Source organism: Catenulispora subtropica (assembly GCF_039531675.1).
Lineage (GTDB): Bacteria > Actinomycetota > Actinomycetes > Streptomycetales > Catenulisporaceae > Catenulispora > Catenulispora subtropica.
In genome coordinates this window covers 307,944-324,570 of sequence record NZ_BAAAQM010000002.1, presented here as the reverse complement: position 1 = coordinate 324,570, position 16,627 = coordinate 307,944, and the positions used below count along the sequence as shown (strand labels likewise).

Sequence of the window (16,627 nt, the reverse complement as noted above, 5' to 3'; positions counted from 1 at the left end):
GGGCATCGCGGCCGGGGCGGCCGCGGCCGGCGGCCCGGAGGGGACAGGGGCCGAGGCGGCCGGGGTGACCGCCGACTCCGCGGTGGGGCTGGGGCGCGAAGCCGACGGGGCCGCCTCGGCGGTCTTGGACGTCTTGGGTGTCTGCGGCCGCAGGTAGAAGTACAGCACAGGCGCGAGGTACACCACGTACCCGGCCACCGAGAGCCAGGTCATCTTCGGCGTGATGTTGAGGGTCCCGGCCACCAGCGTGGAGTACCAGGCGTTGGGGTCGAGGTGGGCGGTCAGGTCCCACGCGTAGGAGGTGAAGCCGCCGACCACGCCGCTCTCCTGCAGGTCCTGCAGGCCGTACGCGACCACGCCGGCCGCGATGACCACCAGCACCAGTCCGGTGATCTTGAAGAACTTGGTCAGGTTCAGCTTCAGCGCCCGGTGGTACAGGCCCCAGCACAGCAGCGTCGCCACCGCGATGCCGAAGACCGCGCCGATCGCCGGGCCGCTCTTCTCGTGCGCGGTCTGCGCCGTGGTCCACAGGAACAGCGAGGTCTCCAGGCCCTCGCGGGCCACCGCGGCGAACGCCGTGAAGATCAGCACCCCGGTGCTGGAGCCGAGCGCGACCGCCAGCCGCGCCTTGATGTCGCCGGACATCGAGGCGCTGGCCCGGCGCATCCAGAACACCATCGTGGTGACGAAGCCGACGGCCAGCAGCGACAGCACGCCGCCGAACACGTCCTGCGCCTTGGGCGGCAGGTGCGCGGAGGTGAAGGTGAGCACCGCGGCGAAGGACAGGCTGAGCGCCGCCGCGGCGGCGATCCCGAGCCACACCGGGCCGACCCGGTCCGGGCGGCCGGCCTTGATCAGGGCGGCGAGCAGGATGGAGACGACCAGTCCGGCCTCCAGCCCCTCTCGGAGTCCGATCAGGAAACTCGGGAAGGCGTCCGACAGCACCGTGTCCCGCCCCTTCTGGCTCGTTCGCGCTCACTAAGGTTCGCCTTACCTCTGTAAGGCATGCCTAAGCTAGCACCGACGGGCCCGGGGACGGAACCGGGCCGGCCCGACGATGTGGTGATATGCGTCTCAGGATTCGCCCGCCACCACCCGTCGAGGAGACGCTCCGCGTCGCAGTCCCTATTCGGTGGCCACCGGGCGGGCCGGGTCGGACGACCAGCCGCTCCACGAGCCCTCGTAGAGCGCGACGCCCTCCGGCGCGATGCCGGCCACGGCCATCGCCAGGATCTCGTGCGTGGCGGTGACGCCGGAACCGCAGTACACGGCGACGTCCTCCACGTGCCCGGGCTTGATGCCGAGCGCCTCGAACCGATCGGCCAGCGCCGCCCCCGGCAGGAAGCGGCCGTCCTCGGCGAGGTTGTCCGTGGTCGGCGCGGAGCGCGCGCCCGGGACGTGCCCGGCGGCCGGGTCGATCGGCTCCACCTCGCCGCGGTAGCGCGCGCCGGCGCGGGCGTCGAGCAGGATCCCGGCCTCGGCGACGGCGGCGGCCCCGTCGTGGTCGAGCACCGGGAAGATCCCGGGGACGAGGGGCTGGAAGTCGCCCGCGGCCGCCTCGGCCTCCGGTTCGCCGTCCTCGACCGCGTGCCCGGCGGCGCGCCAGGCGGTGAACCCTCCGTCCAGGACCCGGACGTCCGGGTGGCCGTGGTGGCGCAGCAGCCACCAAGCGCGGGCGGCCTGGGTGCCGTCGCCGTCGTCGTACACGACGACCGGCAGGTCGCTGCGCACGCCGGCGCGGCGCATGGCGGCGGCGAAGCGCCCCGGGTCCGGCAGCGGGTGCCGGCCGCGCGGTCCGACCGGCGAGTCAGGGTGCTCAGCCAGGTCCTCGTCGAGGCTGACGTAGCGCGCGCCGGGGACGTGCCCCTCCAGATACACCCCGTGTCCGTATCCGCTCGGCTCGCCGAGCTTCCAGCGGATGTCGAGCAGGATCGGCGCGGTGCCGCAGGCGACGTCGGCGGCGAGCTGGTCCACGCAGATCAGGGGGGAGGTACGAGGTTGGCGCATGGGCGCCATCCTGGCACTGAATCGTGATCTGATCTAGGGCGCCCGTTCACTCCCCCGCTACGAACACCAGCAGGGGGATTTCCTGTTCGGCCGCTGACAGCGAGCCGTGCATGCCGAACAGCCGGGACTCCAGCTTCTCCCGGCGGGTGGCGACCACGGCCCAGTCGTCGAGCAGGGCGGCGACGACGTCCCCGATGCGCGGCGCGAGGTCGGCGGCCACCGCCTCCGGCGGGCCGAACCAGCCCTCGTAGACGGCCTCCTCGCGGGAGCGGACGACGGCCACGTCCTCCAGCGCCTCGCGCCAGATCTGGAGCACGTCGCGGGCCGCGCCGGGCTTGGCGTAGACGTGGCGGGCCCGGCCCTCGCCGCCCAGCAGCCGGACGCCGACCTGGAGCTCGGGGTCCTCGTCGAAGTCGACGCGGCGGTCGGCGGGGATGTCGACCATGCCGTGGTCGGCGGTGACGTAGAGCGCGGTGCCGGCCGGGAGCCGCTCGACGAGCTCGCGCACCGTGGCGTCGACGGTGGCGAGCTGCTCGCGCCAGGTCTCGGAGGCGACGCCGCCGACGTGGCCGGCCGCGTCCAGATCGGCGTAGTAGAGGTAGACCAGGGCGCGCGCGTCGCGGTCGGCGGCGTCCCGGAGCGTGTCCAGGGCGCCGGCGACCCGGCTGACGAGCGACTCGGCGCCGGTGAAGGCGCCGCCGCGCAGCACCGAGCGGGTCAGGCCGGAATCCTGGAAGCGGGCGGCGGTGACCTGGGTGACCTCGATGCCCTCGCGCCCGGCGCGTTCGAAGACGGTCTCCCGCGGCTGCCACTCGACCGGGTCGACCGGGAAGTCCCACCTCAGCAGGTTGATGAGGCGGGAGGTGCCGGGGACCAGGACCCGGTAGCCCAGCATGCCGCTGGCGCCGGAGGGCAGGCCGGTGCCGAGCGAGCCGAGGCTGGCGGCGGTGGTGGAGGGGAACCCGGCGGTGAGGGCGCGGTTCGCGGCCAGGGCGGCGGCGAGGAAGGGGGCGGTGCCGGCGTTGCGCTCGATGAGGCGGGCGCCCATGCCGTCGACCAGGAACACGCAGGCCCGGCGGGTGGCCGGCAGACCGAGCGGGTTCGGGGCGTCGTCGACGCCGAGGGCGGCGAGGACGGCGGGGAGCAGGTCGGACAGGGCGCCGCGACCGTAAGCGGGCAGGACGAGATCGGTGTCGCTCACGCGCCGCGCGCCCTCAGCGCCCGGTCCGGGCGCCGGCTTCCGTCACCACGTCGGTGAGCGCGCGGGCGAAGGCCAGGGTCTCGCTGACCGCGTCCGCACCGTCGGCCTCGGCCGAGACCCGGATCATGACGTCGTCGGCGGTGGCGGTGCCGGTGTAGCCGTGGTCGGCGTCGCAGTGCGGGTCGCCGCAGTTGGCCGGTTCCAGGTCCAGGCGGCTCACCACGCCCCAGCCGATGGTCAGCACCACTTCGCGCGGCGGCGTGCCGGGCTTGTGGCCGGCGGGGTCCTCCACGACCCGGCTGACCACCACCGAGGAGATGCGGTGCAGGGGCACGGTCTCGGTGGAGGTGGTGGCGTAGGCCTTGGCGCCGGCCGCGGACTCCGGCGACCCCGGCGGCACCGGCGCCATCGGGTCGTCGGAACCGTACTCGTCGGTGTGCCCGGCGATCAGCCGCGTCGGCGTCACGGCCAGCACGGTGACGTGCCGCCGCACCTCGTCGGCGTCGAACGTGGTCTCCTGGTGCACGAGGTGGCCGAGCACCGCCTCGGACCCCACCGCGTCCTCGACCGCCTCCGCGACGAGCGCCGGGTAGTAGCCGCTGCGCTCGATCGCGGCGAGCAGTCCGTGATGGGCGGGGCGGGCGGAGGGGGACGACTGCGAGTTGGGCATGAGTCCATCCTGACACCTCACCGGCCTCCCGCGGGACTCATGGCCCACGGAAGTGGGAACCTCCTGCGCCGGGTTGTCGGCCCGACGCGCAACAATAGGGCGTCACCCGCATCGCAGCGCGAAGAGCAGGAGCCGCACGAGAGATGGCACGCCGCAGCACCACCCCCGAGCCCGACGAGGACTTCGAAGAGCGCATCATCGACGTCGACGTCGCCGACGAGCTCTCCGACTCGTACCGGGAGTACGCGTACTCGGTCATCTACTCGCGCGCCCTGCCGGACGCGCGGGACGGCCTCAAGCCGGTGCACCGCCGGATCCTGTTCCAGATGAACGAGATGGGCCTGCGGCCGGACCGCGGGTTCGTGAAGAGCGCGCGCGTCGTCGGCGACGTGATGGGCAAGCTGCACCCGCACTCGGACACCGCGATCTACGACTCGCTGGTGCGCATGGCGCAGTCCTGGGCGATGCGGATCCCGCTGGTGGACGGGCACGGCAACTTCGGGTCGCTGGGCGGGGACGACCCGCCGGCCGCCATGCGGTACACCGAGGCGCGGCTGTCGCCGGCGGCGATGATAATGACCGACTCCATCGACGAGGACACGGTCGAGTTCGGGCCCAACTACGACGGGCAGGAGCAGGAGCCGACGGTCCTGCCCTCGGCGTTCCCGAACCTGCTGGTCAACGGCGCGGCCGGGATCGCGGTCGGGATGGCGACCAACATGGCGCCGCACAACCTCGGCGAGGTGGTGGCCGCCGCCCGGCACCTGATCAAGCACCCGAACGCCACCCTGGACGACCTGATGCGGTTCGTCCCGGGCCCGGACCTGCCCACCGGCGGGCAGATCATCGGCGAGCAGGGCATCCGGGACGCGTACGAGACCGGCCGCGGCGTGTTCAAGATGCGCGCCACCGCCCGGATCGAGAAGGTGACGGCGCGCCGCGAGGGCATCGTGGTCACCGAGCTGCCCTTCAACACCGGCCCGGAGAAGGTCATCTCCAAGGTCAAGGAGCTGGTGCAGAGCAAGAAGCTGCAGGGCGTCACCGACCTGAAGGACCTGTCCGACCGGTTCAACGGCCTGAAGCTGGTCATCGAGGTCAAGGCCGGCTTCAATCCCGAGGCGGTGCTGGAGCAGCTCTACAAGCTGACGCCGCTGGAGGAGTCCTTCGGCATCAACAACGTGGCGCTGGTCGACGGGCAGCCGCTGACCCTGGGCCTGAAGGAGCTGCTGGAGGTCTACCTCGACCACCGGTTCGAGGTGGTGCGGCGCCGCACCGAGTTCCGCCGCACCAAGCGCCGGGACCGGCTGCACCTGGTCGAGGGCCTGCTGATCGCGCTGGTCGACATCGACCGGGTGATCCGCATCATCCGCGAGTCGGACGACGCCGCGGCGGCCAAGGAGAACCTGATCGCCGCCTTCGCGCTGTCGGACAAGCAGGCCACGTACATCCTGGACACGCCGCTGCGCCGCCTCACCCGGTTCGACTCGATGGAGCTGGAGGCCGAGCGCGACAAGCTGACCGGCGAGATCAAGGACCTGACGGCGATCCTGGAGTCCGACGCCCTGCTGCGCAAGGTGGTCTCGGACGAGCTGAACGCCGTCTCCAAGCAGTTCGCCACCCCGCGCCGCAGCGTCCTGGTCGAGGGCGCGATGCCGGTGTTCGAGGCCCAGCCGCTGGAGATCTCCGACGACCCGGTCCGGGTCCTGCTGTCGGCCACCGGCCTGCTGGCCCGCACCGGCTCCGGCGTCACCGGCCTCGGCACCGGCGGCGAACGCAGCAAGAACGACGCCATCGCCTCGGTGGTGACCTCGACGATAAGAGGCGAGGTCGGCGCGGTCACCACCAGCGGCCGCCTGATCCGCTTCCCGGTCATCGACCTGCCGGTGCTGCCGGCCTCCGCCTCGAAGGCGGCGCCCAGCCTGGCCGGCGGCGCCCCGGCGTCGGAGTTCGTCCGGCTGGAGGAGGACGAGCGGGTGCTGTGCCTGTGCTCGCTGAACCCCGAGTCGCCGGGACTGGCGCTGGGTACGGTGCAGGGCGTGGTCAAGCGCGTGGTCCCGGACTACCCGCGCAACCGCGACACGTTCGAGGTGATCACCCTCAAGGACGGCGACAGCCTGGCCGGCGCCGTCGAACTGCGCACCGGCGAGGAGGAGCTGGTCTTCATCACCGACGACGCCCAGGTCCTCAAGTACTCGGCGGGCCTGGTCCGCCCGCAGGGCTGCCCGGCCGGCGGCATGGCGGGCATCAGCCTGGGCGAGGACGCGTCGGTGATCTTCTTCGGCGCCGTGGACCCGAACCGCGACGGTCTGGTGATCTCCATGGCCGGCAGCGACGACGCCCTGGTCGACACCGCGACCACGATGAAGGCCACCCCGTACGCGCTGTACCCGACGAAGGGCCGCGCCACCGGCGGCGTCCGCTGCCAGCGCTTCCTGAAGGGCGAACACCGCCTGGTGGCGGCGTGGGCGGTGAACGCCCCGGCGTACGCGAGCTCGGAGAACGGCTCCCCGCTCGCCCTGCCGCCGGTCGACCAGCGGCGCGACGGGTCCGGAACGCCGGTGGAGGCGCCGATCGCGTTCGTGACGAGCCCGGCTGAGACCGGCTGAGCCCGGCTGAGACCAGCTGATCCGCAACCCGCTCCGGGCCCGGGGCCTTGGCTGCCTGAGACATGCCTGAGCAGCCAAGGCCCCTTCCCCAAGAGGCGGGGAGCACCGCCGGCGCCGGCAGCCGGCCACGCGGCGGGCCGTGTCGCACCCGGTCCGGTGAGGCAGAACCGGGCGCCCCGCCGCGGAACCGACGGCGCTCCCCTCATCGGCAGGACAGAGTCCCCTACGCATCACTCGGTCCGCAGCTCCGCAGGAGCGGGGCCGGGGGACGGGTGGGTAAGGGATCTGCCTGCCGGGCCCGGGGCTTCCTCGGGGGCCACCGAGGAAGCCCCGGGGTCTGGGATGGCGTCAGACCGCCGCTCCGGCTGCCGCCGACAAGCCCGGCGCCGCCTCTCCGGCCTCGGTGTCCGCCACCAGCTTGCCGTCGCCGATCGTGATCACCCGGTCGGCGAGCTCCATCATCAGCGGGTCGTGGGTGGCCACCAGCGCCGTCACGTTCTCCGCCGCCACCACCGCGCGCAGCAGGCGCATCACCGCGCGGCCGGTCTCGGAGTCCAGCTGCCCGGTCGGCTCGTCCGCGATCAGGACCCGTGGGGAGTTCGCCAGCGCCCGCGCCAGCGCCACCCGCTGCTGCTGCCCGCCGGACATCTCGCCGGGCCGCTGCTTCGTGTGCCCGCCCAGGCCGACCATGTTCAGCAGCAGCTCCACCCGCGCCTCGCGCTCGGCGACCGCGGTCTTGCGCAGCCGCAGCGGGATGCCGACGTTCTCGGCCGCCGACAGGATCGGGATCAGCGCGAACGACTGGAACACGAACCCGAACAGGTCGCGGCGCAGCGCCGCCAGCTCCTTCTCCCCCAGGTTGCGGCCGGGGCCGGCGAGCTGCTTGCCGTCGACGCTGATCCGCCCGCCGTCCGGCTTGTCCAGGCCGCCGATCAGGTTCAGCAGGGTGGTCTTCCCCGACCCCGACCGGCCGACGACCGCGCACAGCTGCCCCTCGGGGACCGTGAACGACACGTCGTCGACCGCGTGGACGGCGTTGGCGCCGGAGCCGAAGGTCCGGGTCAGGCCCTCGACCTCGATCATGTCCCGCACGGGCTACTCCCCCTCTCGGTCCGGCGCGTGGCCCGCGGACCCCAGGTCCGGCCACACCCCGATGTGGTCCGGATCCTTGGTCAGCCGCACCCGGTCCCGCATCCGCAGATCGTCGATGTACTCGCGCGGCAGCTGCACGCGCCCGGCGCGGTCCAGGACCGCGAACTGCTCGGCCGGCCCTCCGGCCTCCCCGCCGCGGCGCAGCACCTCGGTGCTGGTGCGGCCGTCGCGGATCTCCACGGTGCGCTGCACCTGCTCGGTCACCTCGTGGTCGTGGGTCACCACCACGATGCTCACGCCGAGCTCGGCGTTCGCGGTGCGCAGCGCGTCGAACACCTGCTGGCTGGTCCCGCTGTCCAGCTCGCCGGTCGGCTCGTCGGCGAACACCACCTCGGGGTCGTTGGCCAGCGCCACCGCGATCGACACCCGCTGCTGCTCGCCGCCGGACATCTGCCCGGGCCGCCGGTTCGCGCAGTAGGCCACGCCCAGCATCTCCAGCAGCTCGTCGGCGCGCCGCCGCGCGAACCTGCGCTTCTTGCCCGCGAAGCCCATCGGCAGCGCCACGTTGTCCGCGGCGTTCAGGTACGGCAACAGGTTGCGGGCCGTCTGCTGCCAGATGAAGCCGACGGTCTCGCGCCGGTAGCGCAGCCGGTCCCGGCCCTTCATGGTGAGCAGGTCGTAGCCGCCGACCCGGGCCACCCCCGCGGTCGGGGTGTCCAGGCCGGACAGGATGTTCAGCAGGGTGGACTTGCCGCTGCCCGAGGCGCCCACGATGGCCACCAGCTCGCCGCCGCGCACCAGGAGGTCCAGGCCCTGCAGAGCCTGGACCTCGATACCGTCCGTCTTGTAGATCCGGACCAGGTTGTCACAGACGATCTTGGCGTCCTCGCCGTAGACCTCTTTCGGCCGGCCGGCCGCGAGCTCAAGCTCCTGAAGGGTGCTCATGCGGTCTAGGACGAGCGGTCACGTCCTCGACGTTGCGATCGTTACGGAACGGTGACCATCCGGCCGGATGGGCGCCCACGGTGTCCGGCAGCCACCCGGGCTCGCCCAGCAGGCCCTTGTGCGGCAGGCCCCTGACCTGGTGGCGCGTCGGGCGCTCGGACCCGCGGGGCCAGCCGCGCAGGATGTGGATGCCCGGCACCTCGCGCTGGCACCAGCCGACCAGGGCGTCGAGCACGGCGTTGCGCTCGCCGCTGACCCGCATCATGCGCGGGAACGACACCGGGAAGGTCACGGTGTTCTTCAGGTCCGCGACCACGCCGTGGGCCACGTTGGACGCGGTATTGGTGCGGTTGTAGGTGGACGGCCAGGGCGTGCCGAGCACCAGGCCCTCGGTCTCGGGCTCGCCGAGCAGCACGATGTCCACCGTCCTGCCGGCCTTGTCGCCGAAGCTCACCCGGCCGGCTCGGGCCCAGACGTACAGCCGGTTCAGCGGCATGTCCCTGACCAGCACCCCGGACCCTGCGCGCCACCGGAGCAGCTGCACCCGTCCCGGCTCCGAGGAGTCCCAGTCCTCCCGGGCGACGGTGCGGACCGCGCACACCTCGTGGGCGTAGACCGCGGGGAACCCGTAGCGGCGCGCTTCGGGCGCCGTCCCGGCCTGGGTCTTCTCGTCGGGCTGCTGAGTGTCGGCCATGCTGCTCACACCTGCCTCAGTGCGTCCCCCGATCTTCCTCTCGGCACCATGGTGACCCCGCGTCCGCCTGATGGCCAGCGCTGTACGGGAATCGCCGGGAAGGTAGTTTCGTACGCATGCGTGACGATCAACTCCCGACACCCCAGCCCCACGCGTGTTCGTCCCTCTCGCGCGAGCTGGGTGAGCCGGTGACCGGAACGGCCGCCACCCACAGCGCGTGGCTGCTGCTGGAGCAGCCCGGCCCGTGGGGGCGGGTGGCCGCGCGGGAGAGCCGGCTGGACCCGCAGCTGGGCGCCGAGCTCGACGGCCGCACCGCGGGCACCGGGGTGCGGCTGTGCCTGATCCGGCGTCCGGACGACCGCCGCGACCACGAGCCGCCGCGCCGCCGCTGGTTCGCCGCCTCCACGCACCCGGAGCGCACCTGGCTGGCCACCGGCGAGATCGCCTACCCCACCGACCTGCTCAAGGTCGACTTCCCGGCCCTGGACGCGGGCGACCGGGGCGCCGTCGCGGCCCTGGACCCCACGTTCCTGGACACGCCGATCCTCGGGATCTGCAGCAACGGCAAGCGGGACGCCTGCTGCGCGACGCTGGGCCGCCGGGTCGTGATCTCGGCCGAGGCGCTGGACGCGGCCGCGTGCGCGGCGGCCGGCGGCCCGCCGGCGGTCTGGGAGATCACGCACCTGGGCGGGCACAAGTTCGCGCCGACCGGCGTGGTGCTGCCGTCCGGGTACCTCTACGGCCGTCTGGACGCGGCCCTGGCCACCCGGGCGCTGGCCGAGGCCCGCCGGGGGCGGGTCCTCCCGGAGCGGAACCGCGGGCGGTCGACGTGGGGGCGGCCGGGGCAGGCGGCGGAGCTGGCGGTGCGGGCCGAGCTCGACGAGTGGGCGACGCCGGCGGTCCGGGTCAGGGCGGTGGAGAAGACCGCGGGCGAGCCGGAGCCGGCGTGGACGGTGGTCGTCGAGCACGAGGACGGCCGGGCGTACGAGGTCTTCGTCCAGGGCGCCCACGCGCCGGTGGGACGGCCCGAAAGCTGCGGCAAGACCGAGGCGAACCCGCTGGAGCTGCGGGTGGAAACCGTCGAGAAGATCGGCTGACGCTCGCTAGGATCCGGGGACATGACACAACTTCCGTTGGTGGGGGCCCGGAACGCGCGGGACGTCGGGGGACTCCGGACGGAGTCGGGACGGGAAGTGCGACCGCTGCGCCTGCTGCGCAGCGCGCGGCTCAACATGCTGACCGACGCCGACCGGGAGTGGCTGGCCTCGATCGGCCTGCGGACCGTGATCGACCTGCGCCAGGGCTTCGAGATCGCCGCCTGGCCGGACGCGCTGGGAACGCTGGACGTGGTGCGGGTCAACACGCCGCCGAGCCTGGAGGCCGAGAACGACCCGGCGGTGACGTTCTTCGGGGTGTACCTGTCGTGGCTCGACGAGAGCGGCACGGCGTTCGCGGACGCGGTGCGGGCGCTGGCCCGGCCCGGCGGACTGCCGGCGCTGGTGCACTGCACGGCCGGGAAGGACCGCACCGGACTGCTGGTGGCGCTGGTGCTGGACGTGCTCGGCGTCGACGAGAAGGCGATCGTCGCCGACTACATGGAGTCGGACACCATGCTCAAGGCGGATCCGGGCGACGTGGTGTACCGGTTCGCGATCGACGCCGACCTGATCACGGGGTCGCTGGCGCACGTCCGGACCACGTTCGGAAGCACGGAGAACTACCTGCTCGCGCACGGGGTGACGGCGGAGGAGATCGCCGCGCTGCGGGACGGCCTGCTCTAGATCCACGCCGCGGCCGCGAACTGCGGGCCGAGGCGGCCGGAGCGGGACCGCGGGCCGGCGACCGGCCTCGGGCGAGGACCCCGGACTGTCAGGCCTCGAAGAAGGCGTCGAGGTGGACGTCGATCGCGATCAGACCGTCCTCCCCGGCGGCGACCAGCAGGCCGTCGGCCCCGAGAGCGAGCGCCGTCGGGGTCCAGCCGAGCGGGATCGGGCGCCCGGTGCGGGCCTCGGCGAGGTCCCAGACGGTGACGTGGCCGTCCGCCCAGGCGACCGCCGCGACCGGCCCCACCGCGGTCATCGCGGCGGTGACGGCGGTGACCGGGACACCGCGGTCCTCGACCGGGAGCAGGCTGGCGTCGGCCGGGACCGCCCAGAGGCGGAAGGTGCCGTCGAGGCCGCCGGACAGCGCGAAGAGGATGTCGGCGTCCGGCATCCAGATGGCGGCGACCGCGGTCACCGCTCCGGAGTGCTGGTCCTCGGGGTCCGCGATGAGTTCCTCGGTACCGACGTCCCAGACGTGGACGCGGCCGTCCCCGGCGCCGAACACCAGCGCTTCACGGGCCACCGCCACGGCGGTCACGGCGGTGTCGGGCAGGACGTCGCGCACCGCCGCCACCGCCCCGCGCGGTGCCCGGGGACCGAGCGCGGCCAGCCGGCGGCTCGCGTCGGTCAGCACGAGGCTGGGTGCCGCGTCGACGACCGCGGCCGTGCGGGCCTTCACCATGACCGGCGCCGCGGGGCGGGCGACGATGCGGCCGTCCCGGGGATCGAGGCGGTAGGCGCGGGCCAGGTCGTCGATGGCGACCAGGACTTCGGGCTCGGGCTCTGGTTCGGGCTCTGGTTCGGGCTTCGGCTCGGAGTCGGCCTTCGGCTCGGCTTCCGCGGCGGCCGGCGCGGCGCCCTCGGCGCCTTCCACACCCTCGGCGCCTTCGGCCTCTGCGACCGTCTCGGCGGCTCCGCCGTCCTGATCCCCGGCATCGGCCTCGGATTCGGCGGCATCCTCAGAGTCCTGATTCGGCACGACGGGGGCCGGTCCCGGCACGGTCACCGCGAGCGCCGCCACCGGCCCCGGCCACGGCATGGGACGCGGGGTGTCCGGCGGCAGCGGGCGCCAGCCGGCCCAGCGGGTGAGCCAGCGGACGGGATCACCGACCGGCGCGCCGTCGGAGGGCCGGGTGCCGCGGGTGTAGGGCGCGACCGCCTCCGCGAGGGCGTGGTCGCCGACGGCGAGGGCGGCACCGTGCAGGACGGCGGCCCGCTCGGGAACGCCGACCGCGTTGGTGAGCGCCTGACCCGCGACCCGCCAGGCCGCCCGCGTGCCGGGCGCGACCGCGGCCCCGAGCGCGTCGATCGCCGTCGACAACGCCGGCTGCTGCACCAGCACCAGATTGGCCGGCTCCAGCACGATCTGGTCGGCGATGCCCTCCCGGAAGGCGACGTCGAACGGCACCGCGGCCAGCTTCCACGGCCGCTCGTCGCTGGCCGCCAGCAGTCCCGCGTGCCGGTTCGCGGCCAGGCTCAGGATCTCCCGCGCCTTGGTGGGGTTCGGATACGCCTGCGGAGCCGCCGCGCCCCCGGAGGGCACCAGATCGTCCAACCAGGCGGCGAACTCCGCCTTGTCGGTCCACTTCGGCTCCCCCAGGTCGATGACCGCCACCGCCCCCGGCAGGTCCGTCTCCCGAGACTCCACGATCACCCGCACCCCCGGGACCGCCAACAACGGCCCCAGCAACTCCGAGATCACCGCCGCCCGCGCCGACCCGTCCCGCAGATGCCCGGCGAGATCGAGCTCGGAGATCAGGATCGTGACCCGCGACCACCGCCCGACCTCGTACGTGGCCGCGGCGGTGCTGGCCAACAGGTCCCAGGTCGCCGACCGGCTCGCGGGAAGGTTCGCCCACTCGGCGAAGGGCAGGTCCGCGGCCACGTCCTCGACGGCGCCGCCGACAAGCTGGTCGCCGGCTATGGGCGCGTCACCGGCGAGCGCCTGACCGGCGGCGCCGGCAGAACCGACAGCGCCAGCCTCCGGCCCGGCGCCCGCGGAACCCGCACCACCGTCGACCGAACCACCGTCGACCGAACCACCGTCCGCCGAACCGGCTCCGGCACTCGGCACCCGGCCTGCCCCCGGCCCGACAGCCCCGTCCACCGAGCCCCGCTGCGTCCCGATCCCGAGCCCCACCGCGACCCCGCCGCCTTCGGCGGCGACTCCCGGCCCGAACCCGGAGCCCGTCGCCGCGACCCCGTCGGCCGGCGCCGAAGCCCTGTTCCCCCGCAACCGCGCGGCCAGCGCCGCTCCGAGCTCCGGCGCGCTGCCGACCGTCACGCCGAGTTGTCCGGCCAGCAGCCAGGCCAGGACCCGGGGCGTCAGCCCGCGGGCCGAGACCCAGGCGAAGCGCTCGTCGTCGACCGCCTCGGCCAGGACCGCCAGCTCGGAGGCGGCCCAGGCCAGGGTGAAGGTCTTGCCCGCGCCGGGTGGGCCGGTGACCAGGAGGGTGCGAGGCGCCGCGGCGTCCGCCAGCCAGTCCATCACCGCCCGACAGACGGCGCCGCGGCCGCCGGGCAGCACGGTGCTGGGGGCCGCGGGCGGGGTCGGCATCGCTACGCGTCGATCCGGGACCGGTCCAGGACCGCGGCGGAGTTGATGATGAACTCGCGGCGGGGCGCGACGTCGTTGCCCATCAGCAGGTCGAAGGCCTTCTCGGCGGCTTCGGCGTCGGCCACGGTGATCCGGCGCAGGGTGCGGTGCCGGGGGTCCATCGTGGTCTCGGCCAGCTGGTCGGCGTCCATCTCGCCCAGGCCCTTGTAGCGCTGGATCGGCTCCTTGATCCGCTTGCCCTTCTTCAGCAGCTCGGCGACGGTGCGCTTCATCTCGTTGTCGGAGTACGTGTAGACGAACTCGTTCTTCGCCCGGCCGGCGCCGATCACCTCGATCCGGTGCAGCGGCGGCACCGCCGCGTAGACGCGGCCGGCCTCCAGCATGGGCCGCATGTACCGGTGGAACAGGGTGAGCAGCAGGCAGCGGATGTGCGAGCCGTCGACGTCGGCGTCCGCCATCAGGATCACCTTGCCGTAGCGGGCCTGGTCGATGTCGAACGACCGGCCGGACCCCGCCCCGACCACCTGGATGATGGCCGCGCACTCGGCGTTCTTCAGCATGTCCGCGATCGAGGACTTCTGGACGTTGAGGATCTTGCCGCGGATCGGCAGCAGCGCCTGGAACTCGGAGTTCCGCGCCGCCTTGGCCGAGCCCATCGCCGAGTCGCCCTCGATGATGAACATCTCCGAGCGGTCCACGTCGTCCGAGCGGCAGTCGGCGAGCTTGGCCGGCAGCGCCGACGTCTCCAGCGCGTTCTTCCGGCGCTGCGCCTCCTTGTGCTGGCGCGCGGTGATCCGGGTGCGGGCGGCGTTGGCGATCTTCTCCAGCACCGCGCGGGCCATCGGCTTGTCGGCGCGCTTGGCCGAGGTCAGGAACTCCCGGAAGGAGTTCTCCACGACCCGCGCCACGATCCGGTTCGCCGCCGGGGTGCCCAGCACCTCCTTGGTCTGGCCCTCGAACTGCGGCTCGGCCAGCCGCACCGTGACCACGACGGTCAGCCCCTCGAACACGTCCTCGCGGATCACGTCGTCGTCGTTGACCTTGAGCAGCTTCACCGCCCGCAGCTGCTCGTTGGCGGCCTTCAGCAGCCCCTTGCCGAATCCGACCAGGTGGGTGCCGCCCTTGGGGGTGGCGATGATGTTCACGAACGAGCGCACCACGGTGTCGTAGTCGGTGCCCCACCGCAACGCCACGTCGACGCTCAGCTCCCGCTCGATGTCGGCCGGGGTCATGTGCCCCTGCTCGTCGAGCACCGGCACGGTCTCGGTGAACTTGCCCGAGCCCGTGAACCGCAGGGTGTCGGTGATCGGCCGGTCCGGGGCCAGGAACTCCACGAACTCCGAGATGCCGCCGGCGTAGGAGAAGACCTCCTCGTTGTGCCCGCCGTCCCGCTCGTCCACCACGACGATGGTCAGCCCCGGCACCAGGAACGCGGTCTGCCGGGCCCGGGCGTGCAGGTCCTCCAGCACGAACTCGGCGTCCTTCAGGAAGATCTGCTTGTCCGGCCAGAACCGGGTCCGGGTGCCGGTCGGCGAGGCCCCCTTGGCCCGCGAGACCCGGCCCACCTTCCGCAGCCCGGACTCGGCCTTGAACTTCGAGTCCGGCCCGTCGCCGGCGAACACCCCGGGCACACCGCGCTGGAAGGACATGGCGTGCACCGAGCCGGCCCGGTCCACCTCGATGTCCACCCGCGAGCTCAGCGCGTTCACCACCGAGGCGCCGACGCCGTGCAGACCGCCGGAGGCCGCGTACGAGCCGCCTCCGAACTTGCCGCCGGCGTGCAGCATCGTCATCACGACCTCGACGCCGCTGAGCCCGGTCTTCGGCTCCACGTCCACCGGGATGCCGCGCCCGTTGTCCCGCACCTCGGCCGAGCCGTCCTTGTGCAGGACGATCTCGATCCGGTCCCCGAACCCGGCCAGCGCCTCGTCGACGGAGTTGTCGATGATCTCCCACAGGCAGTGCATCAGCCCGCGGCCGTCGTTCGAGCCGATGTACATCCCCGGCCGCTTGCGCACCGCGTCCAGACCCTCGAGGACGAGGAGGTGCCGCGCGGTGTACGAACCGTCCTTGTCGGCGGACGGCGCGGGCCTGCCCTGCGCACTCACTTGCGGACCATCCTCTCCCTCGTCGACTCGAGATCGACTCACGCCACGTCACGTCACTCGAACACAGTTTCGTACCAATGGTAGCGACGGCAGGGCCAGCGTACCGGGCCCCTCCCCCCGGTGAGTCCATGTGACCGGCGCAACACACTGACGAGCGGATCGCTACCCACCGTGCCCTCATCACCACTTATCGTTCAGTTTCCTGAGGATCAGGGCCCTTTCCCCGTACGCTCTGAGCGAACGTGACGCTTTCGACGCCGAATCACTAGCGCGGGAACACGGAACGCCTGCTTTGATGTTGTTCCGGGTACCACACAGAAAGCAGGTGCGACGTGACCACTGCAGTCCTGACTGAGACCGAGCCGCTGAAGGCCTCCGACCGCTGCGACCGCTGCGGTGCCGCTGCTTACGTGCGCGTCGTCCTGGGTGGCGGCGAGCTCCTCTTCTGCGCTCACCACGGCAAGAAGTACAACGAGGGCCTGGCCAAGGTCGCCATCGAGATACACGACTTCTCGGACCAGCTGGTCGAGACCCAGAAGATCGCCGCCGACGACGAGCGCTGAATCCGGCAGCGCCCCCCGTCCCCGATGCACTCCTAAGCAGGCTCATGACCGAGCGTCACATAACGACTACTGCTGAACTTACGGAAGACCCCGGCTCCAAACGGCGCCGGGGTCTTCGGCTGTGAAGGGCGCCACACGAAGTGGGCCGCGCCGGCAGACGGCCCTCACGCCGCCGTCATGTCACCCGGCAACGCCGCGCCGTCGATGTGGTCCACCAGAGGACGGCCCGACTCCACCCCGCCTCCTGCGACATCGCCACCGCCTGCCCCACGAGCAGCGCCGTGGAGCAGTCGGTCCTGCGCGAGATCATCTGAAGCAGTGGCGCCGCCGCGAAGGGCCCGGAGCGTGACGCTCCAAGTCG

At 72.9% G+C, this 16,627-nt stretch carries 14 protein-coding genes; 4 read left to right on the top strand and 10 right to left on the bottom strand.

The window, feature by feature from the left end; genetic code table 11:
* From efeU to ABD466_RS03645, 4 genes are all read right to left on the bottom strand, one after another.
* On the bottom strand, positions 1–945 hold a 945-nt coding region (efeU, locus tag ABD466_RS03660; RefSeq protein ID WP_344655450.1), incomplete at its 3' end, for an iron uptake transporter permease EfeU.
* A gap of 180 nt (positions 946–1,125) precedes the next feature.
* On the bottom strand, positions 1,126–2,007 hold the full coding sequence (locus ABD466_RS03655; RefSeq protein ID WP_344655449.1) for a sulfurtransferase: 882 nt from the start codon (positions 2,005–2,007) through the stop codon (positions 1,126–1,128).
* A 46-nt stretch (positions 2,008–2,053) separates the two neighbouring features.
* Entirely contained in the window at positions 2,054–3,208 is a 1,155-nt protein-coding gene (locus ABD466_RS03650) for an alkaline phosphatase family protein (protein WP_344655448.1), read from the bottom strand.
* Between the two features lie 13 nt (positions 3,209–3,221).
* Positions 3,222–3,878 carry a DUF5998 family protein gene (locus tag ABD466_RS03645; protein WP_344655447.1) on the bottom strand — a complete coding sequence of 219 codons (657 nt, stop codon included), beginning with the start codon at positions 3,876–3,878 and terminating at the stop codon, positions 3,222–3,224.
* 143 nt (positions 3,879–4,021) lie between these two features.
* On the opposite strand from ABD466_RS03645, the gene ABD466_RS03640 reads away from it, so the two are divergent.
* Complete coding sequence (locus ABD466_RS03640; RefSeq protein ID WP_344655446.1) at positions 4,022–6,484, top strand: DNA gyrase/topoisomerase IV subunit A; 2,463 nt, start codon at positions 4,022–4,024, stop codon at positions 6,482–6,484.
* A gap of 348 nt (positions 6,485–6,832) precedes the next feature.
* Here ABD466_RS03640 and ABD466_RS03635 read toward each other — a convergent pair whose 3' ends face one another.
* Genes ABD466_RS03635 through ABD466_RS03625 form a run of 3 tightly spaced genes read right to left on the bottom strand, consistent with a single transcriptional unit; the run spans position 6,833 to position 9,215 of the window.
* The gene (locus ABD466_RS03635; RefSeq protein ID WP_344655472.1) at positions 6,833–7,567 is read right to left on the bottom strand and encodes an ABC transporter ATP-binding protein; all 735 of its coding nucleotides are present in this window, start codon (positions 7,565–7,567) and stop codon (positions 6,833–6,835) included.
* A gap of 12 nt (positions 7,568–7,579) precedes the next feature.
* On the bottom strand, positions 7,580–8,521 hold the full coding sequence (locus ABD466_RS03630) for an ABC transporter ATP-binding protein (protein ID WP_344655445.1): 942 nt from the start codon (positions 8,519–8,521) through the stop codon (positions 7,580–7,582).
* On the bottom strand, positions 8,499–9,215 hold the full coding sequence (locus tag ABD466_RS03625; protein ID WP_344655444.1) for a hypothetical protein: 717 nt from the start codon (positions 9,213–9,215) through the stop codon (positions 8,499–8,501). Before ABD466_RS03625 ends, ABD466_RS03630 begins: the two co-directional genes overlap by 23 nt.
* Before the next feature lie 116 nt (positions 9,216–9,331).
* Between ABD466_RS03625 and ABD466_RS03620 the strand changes: the two genes are divergently transcribed.
* Complete coding sequence (locus tag ABD466_RS03620) at positions 9,332–10,312, top strand: ferredoxin family protein (RefSeq protein WP_344655443.1); 981 nt, start codon at positions 9,332–9,334, stop codon at positions 10,310–10,312.
* A 21-nt stretch (positions 10,313–10,333) separates the two neighbouring features.
* A complete protein-coding gene (locus tag ABD466_RS03615) occupies positions 10,334–10,996 on the top strand; it encodes a tyrosine-protein phosphatase (RefSeq protein ID WP_344655442.1) in 663 nt (220 codons plus the stop codon).
* A gap of 88 nt (positions 10,997–11,084) precedes the next feature.
* On the opposite strand, the gene ABD466_RS03610 is transcribed toward ABD466_RS03615, so the two are convergent.
* Positions 11,085–13,595: a hypothetical protein gene (locus tag ABD466_RS03610; protein ID WP_344655441.1), complete on the bottom strand. Its 2,511-nt coding sequence runs from the start codon at positions 13,593–13,595 to the stop codon at positions 11,085–11,087.
* Between the two features lie 2 nt (positions 13,596–13,597).
* Complete coding sequence (locus ABD466_RS03605; RefSeq protein WP_344655440.1) at positions 13,598–15,703, bottom strand: DNA gyrase/topoisomerase IV subunit B; 2,106 nt, start codon at positions 15,701–15,703, stop codon at positions 13,598–13,600.
* 332 nt (positions 15,704–16,035) lie between these two features.
* Here ABD466_RS03605 and ABD466_RS03600 point away from each other — a divergent pair, with 332 nt between their 5' ends.
* Positions 16,036–16,266, top strand: a complete 231-nt coding sequence (locus ABD466_RS03600) for a DUF7455 domain-containing protein (RefSeq protein WP_344655439.1) — start codon at positions 16,036–16,038, stop codon at positions 16,264–16,266.
* Positions 16,267–16,430: 164 nt separating this feature from the next.
* Here the strand turns inward: ABD466_RS03600 and ABD466_RS03595 are convergent.
* Positions 16,431–16,627 (bottom strand): hypothetical protein (locus tag ABD466_RS03595; protein WP_344655438.1); only part of this gene is annotated, 197 nt, incomplete at its 5' end.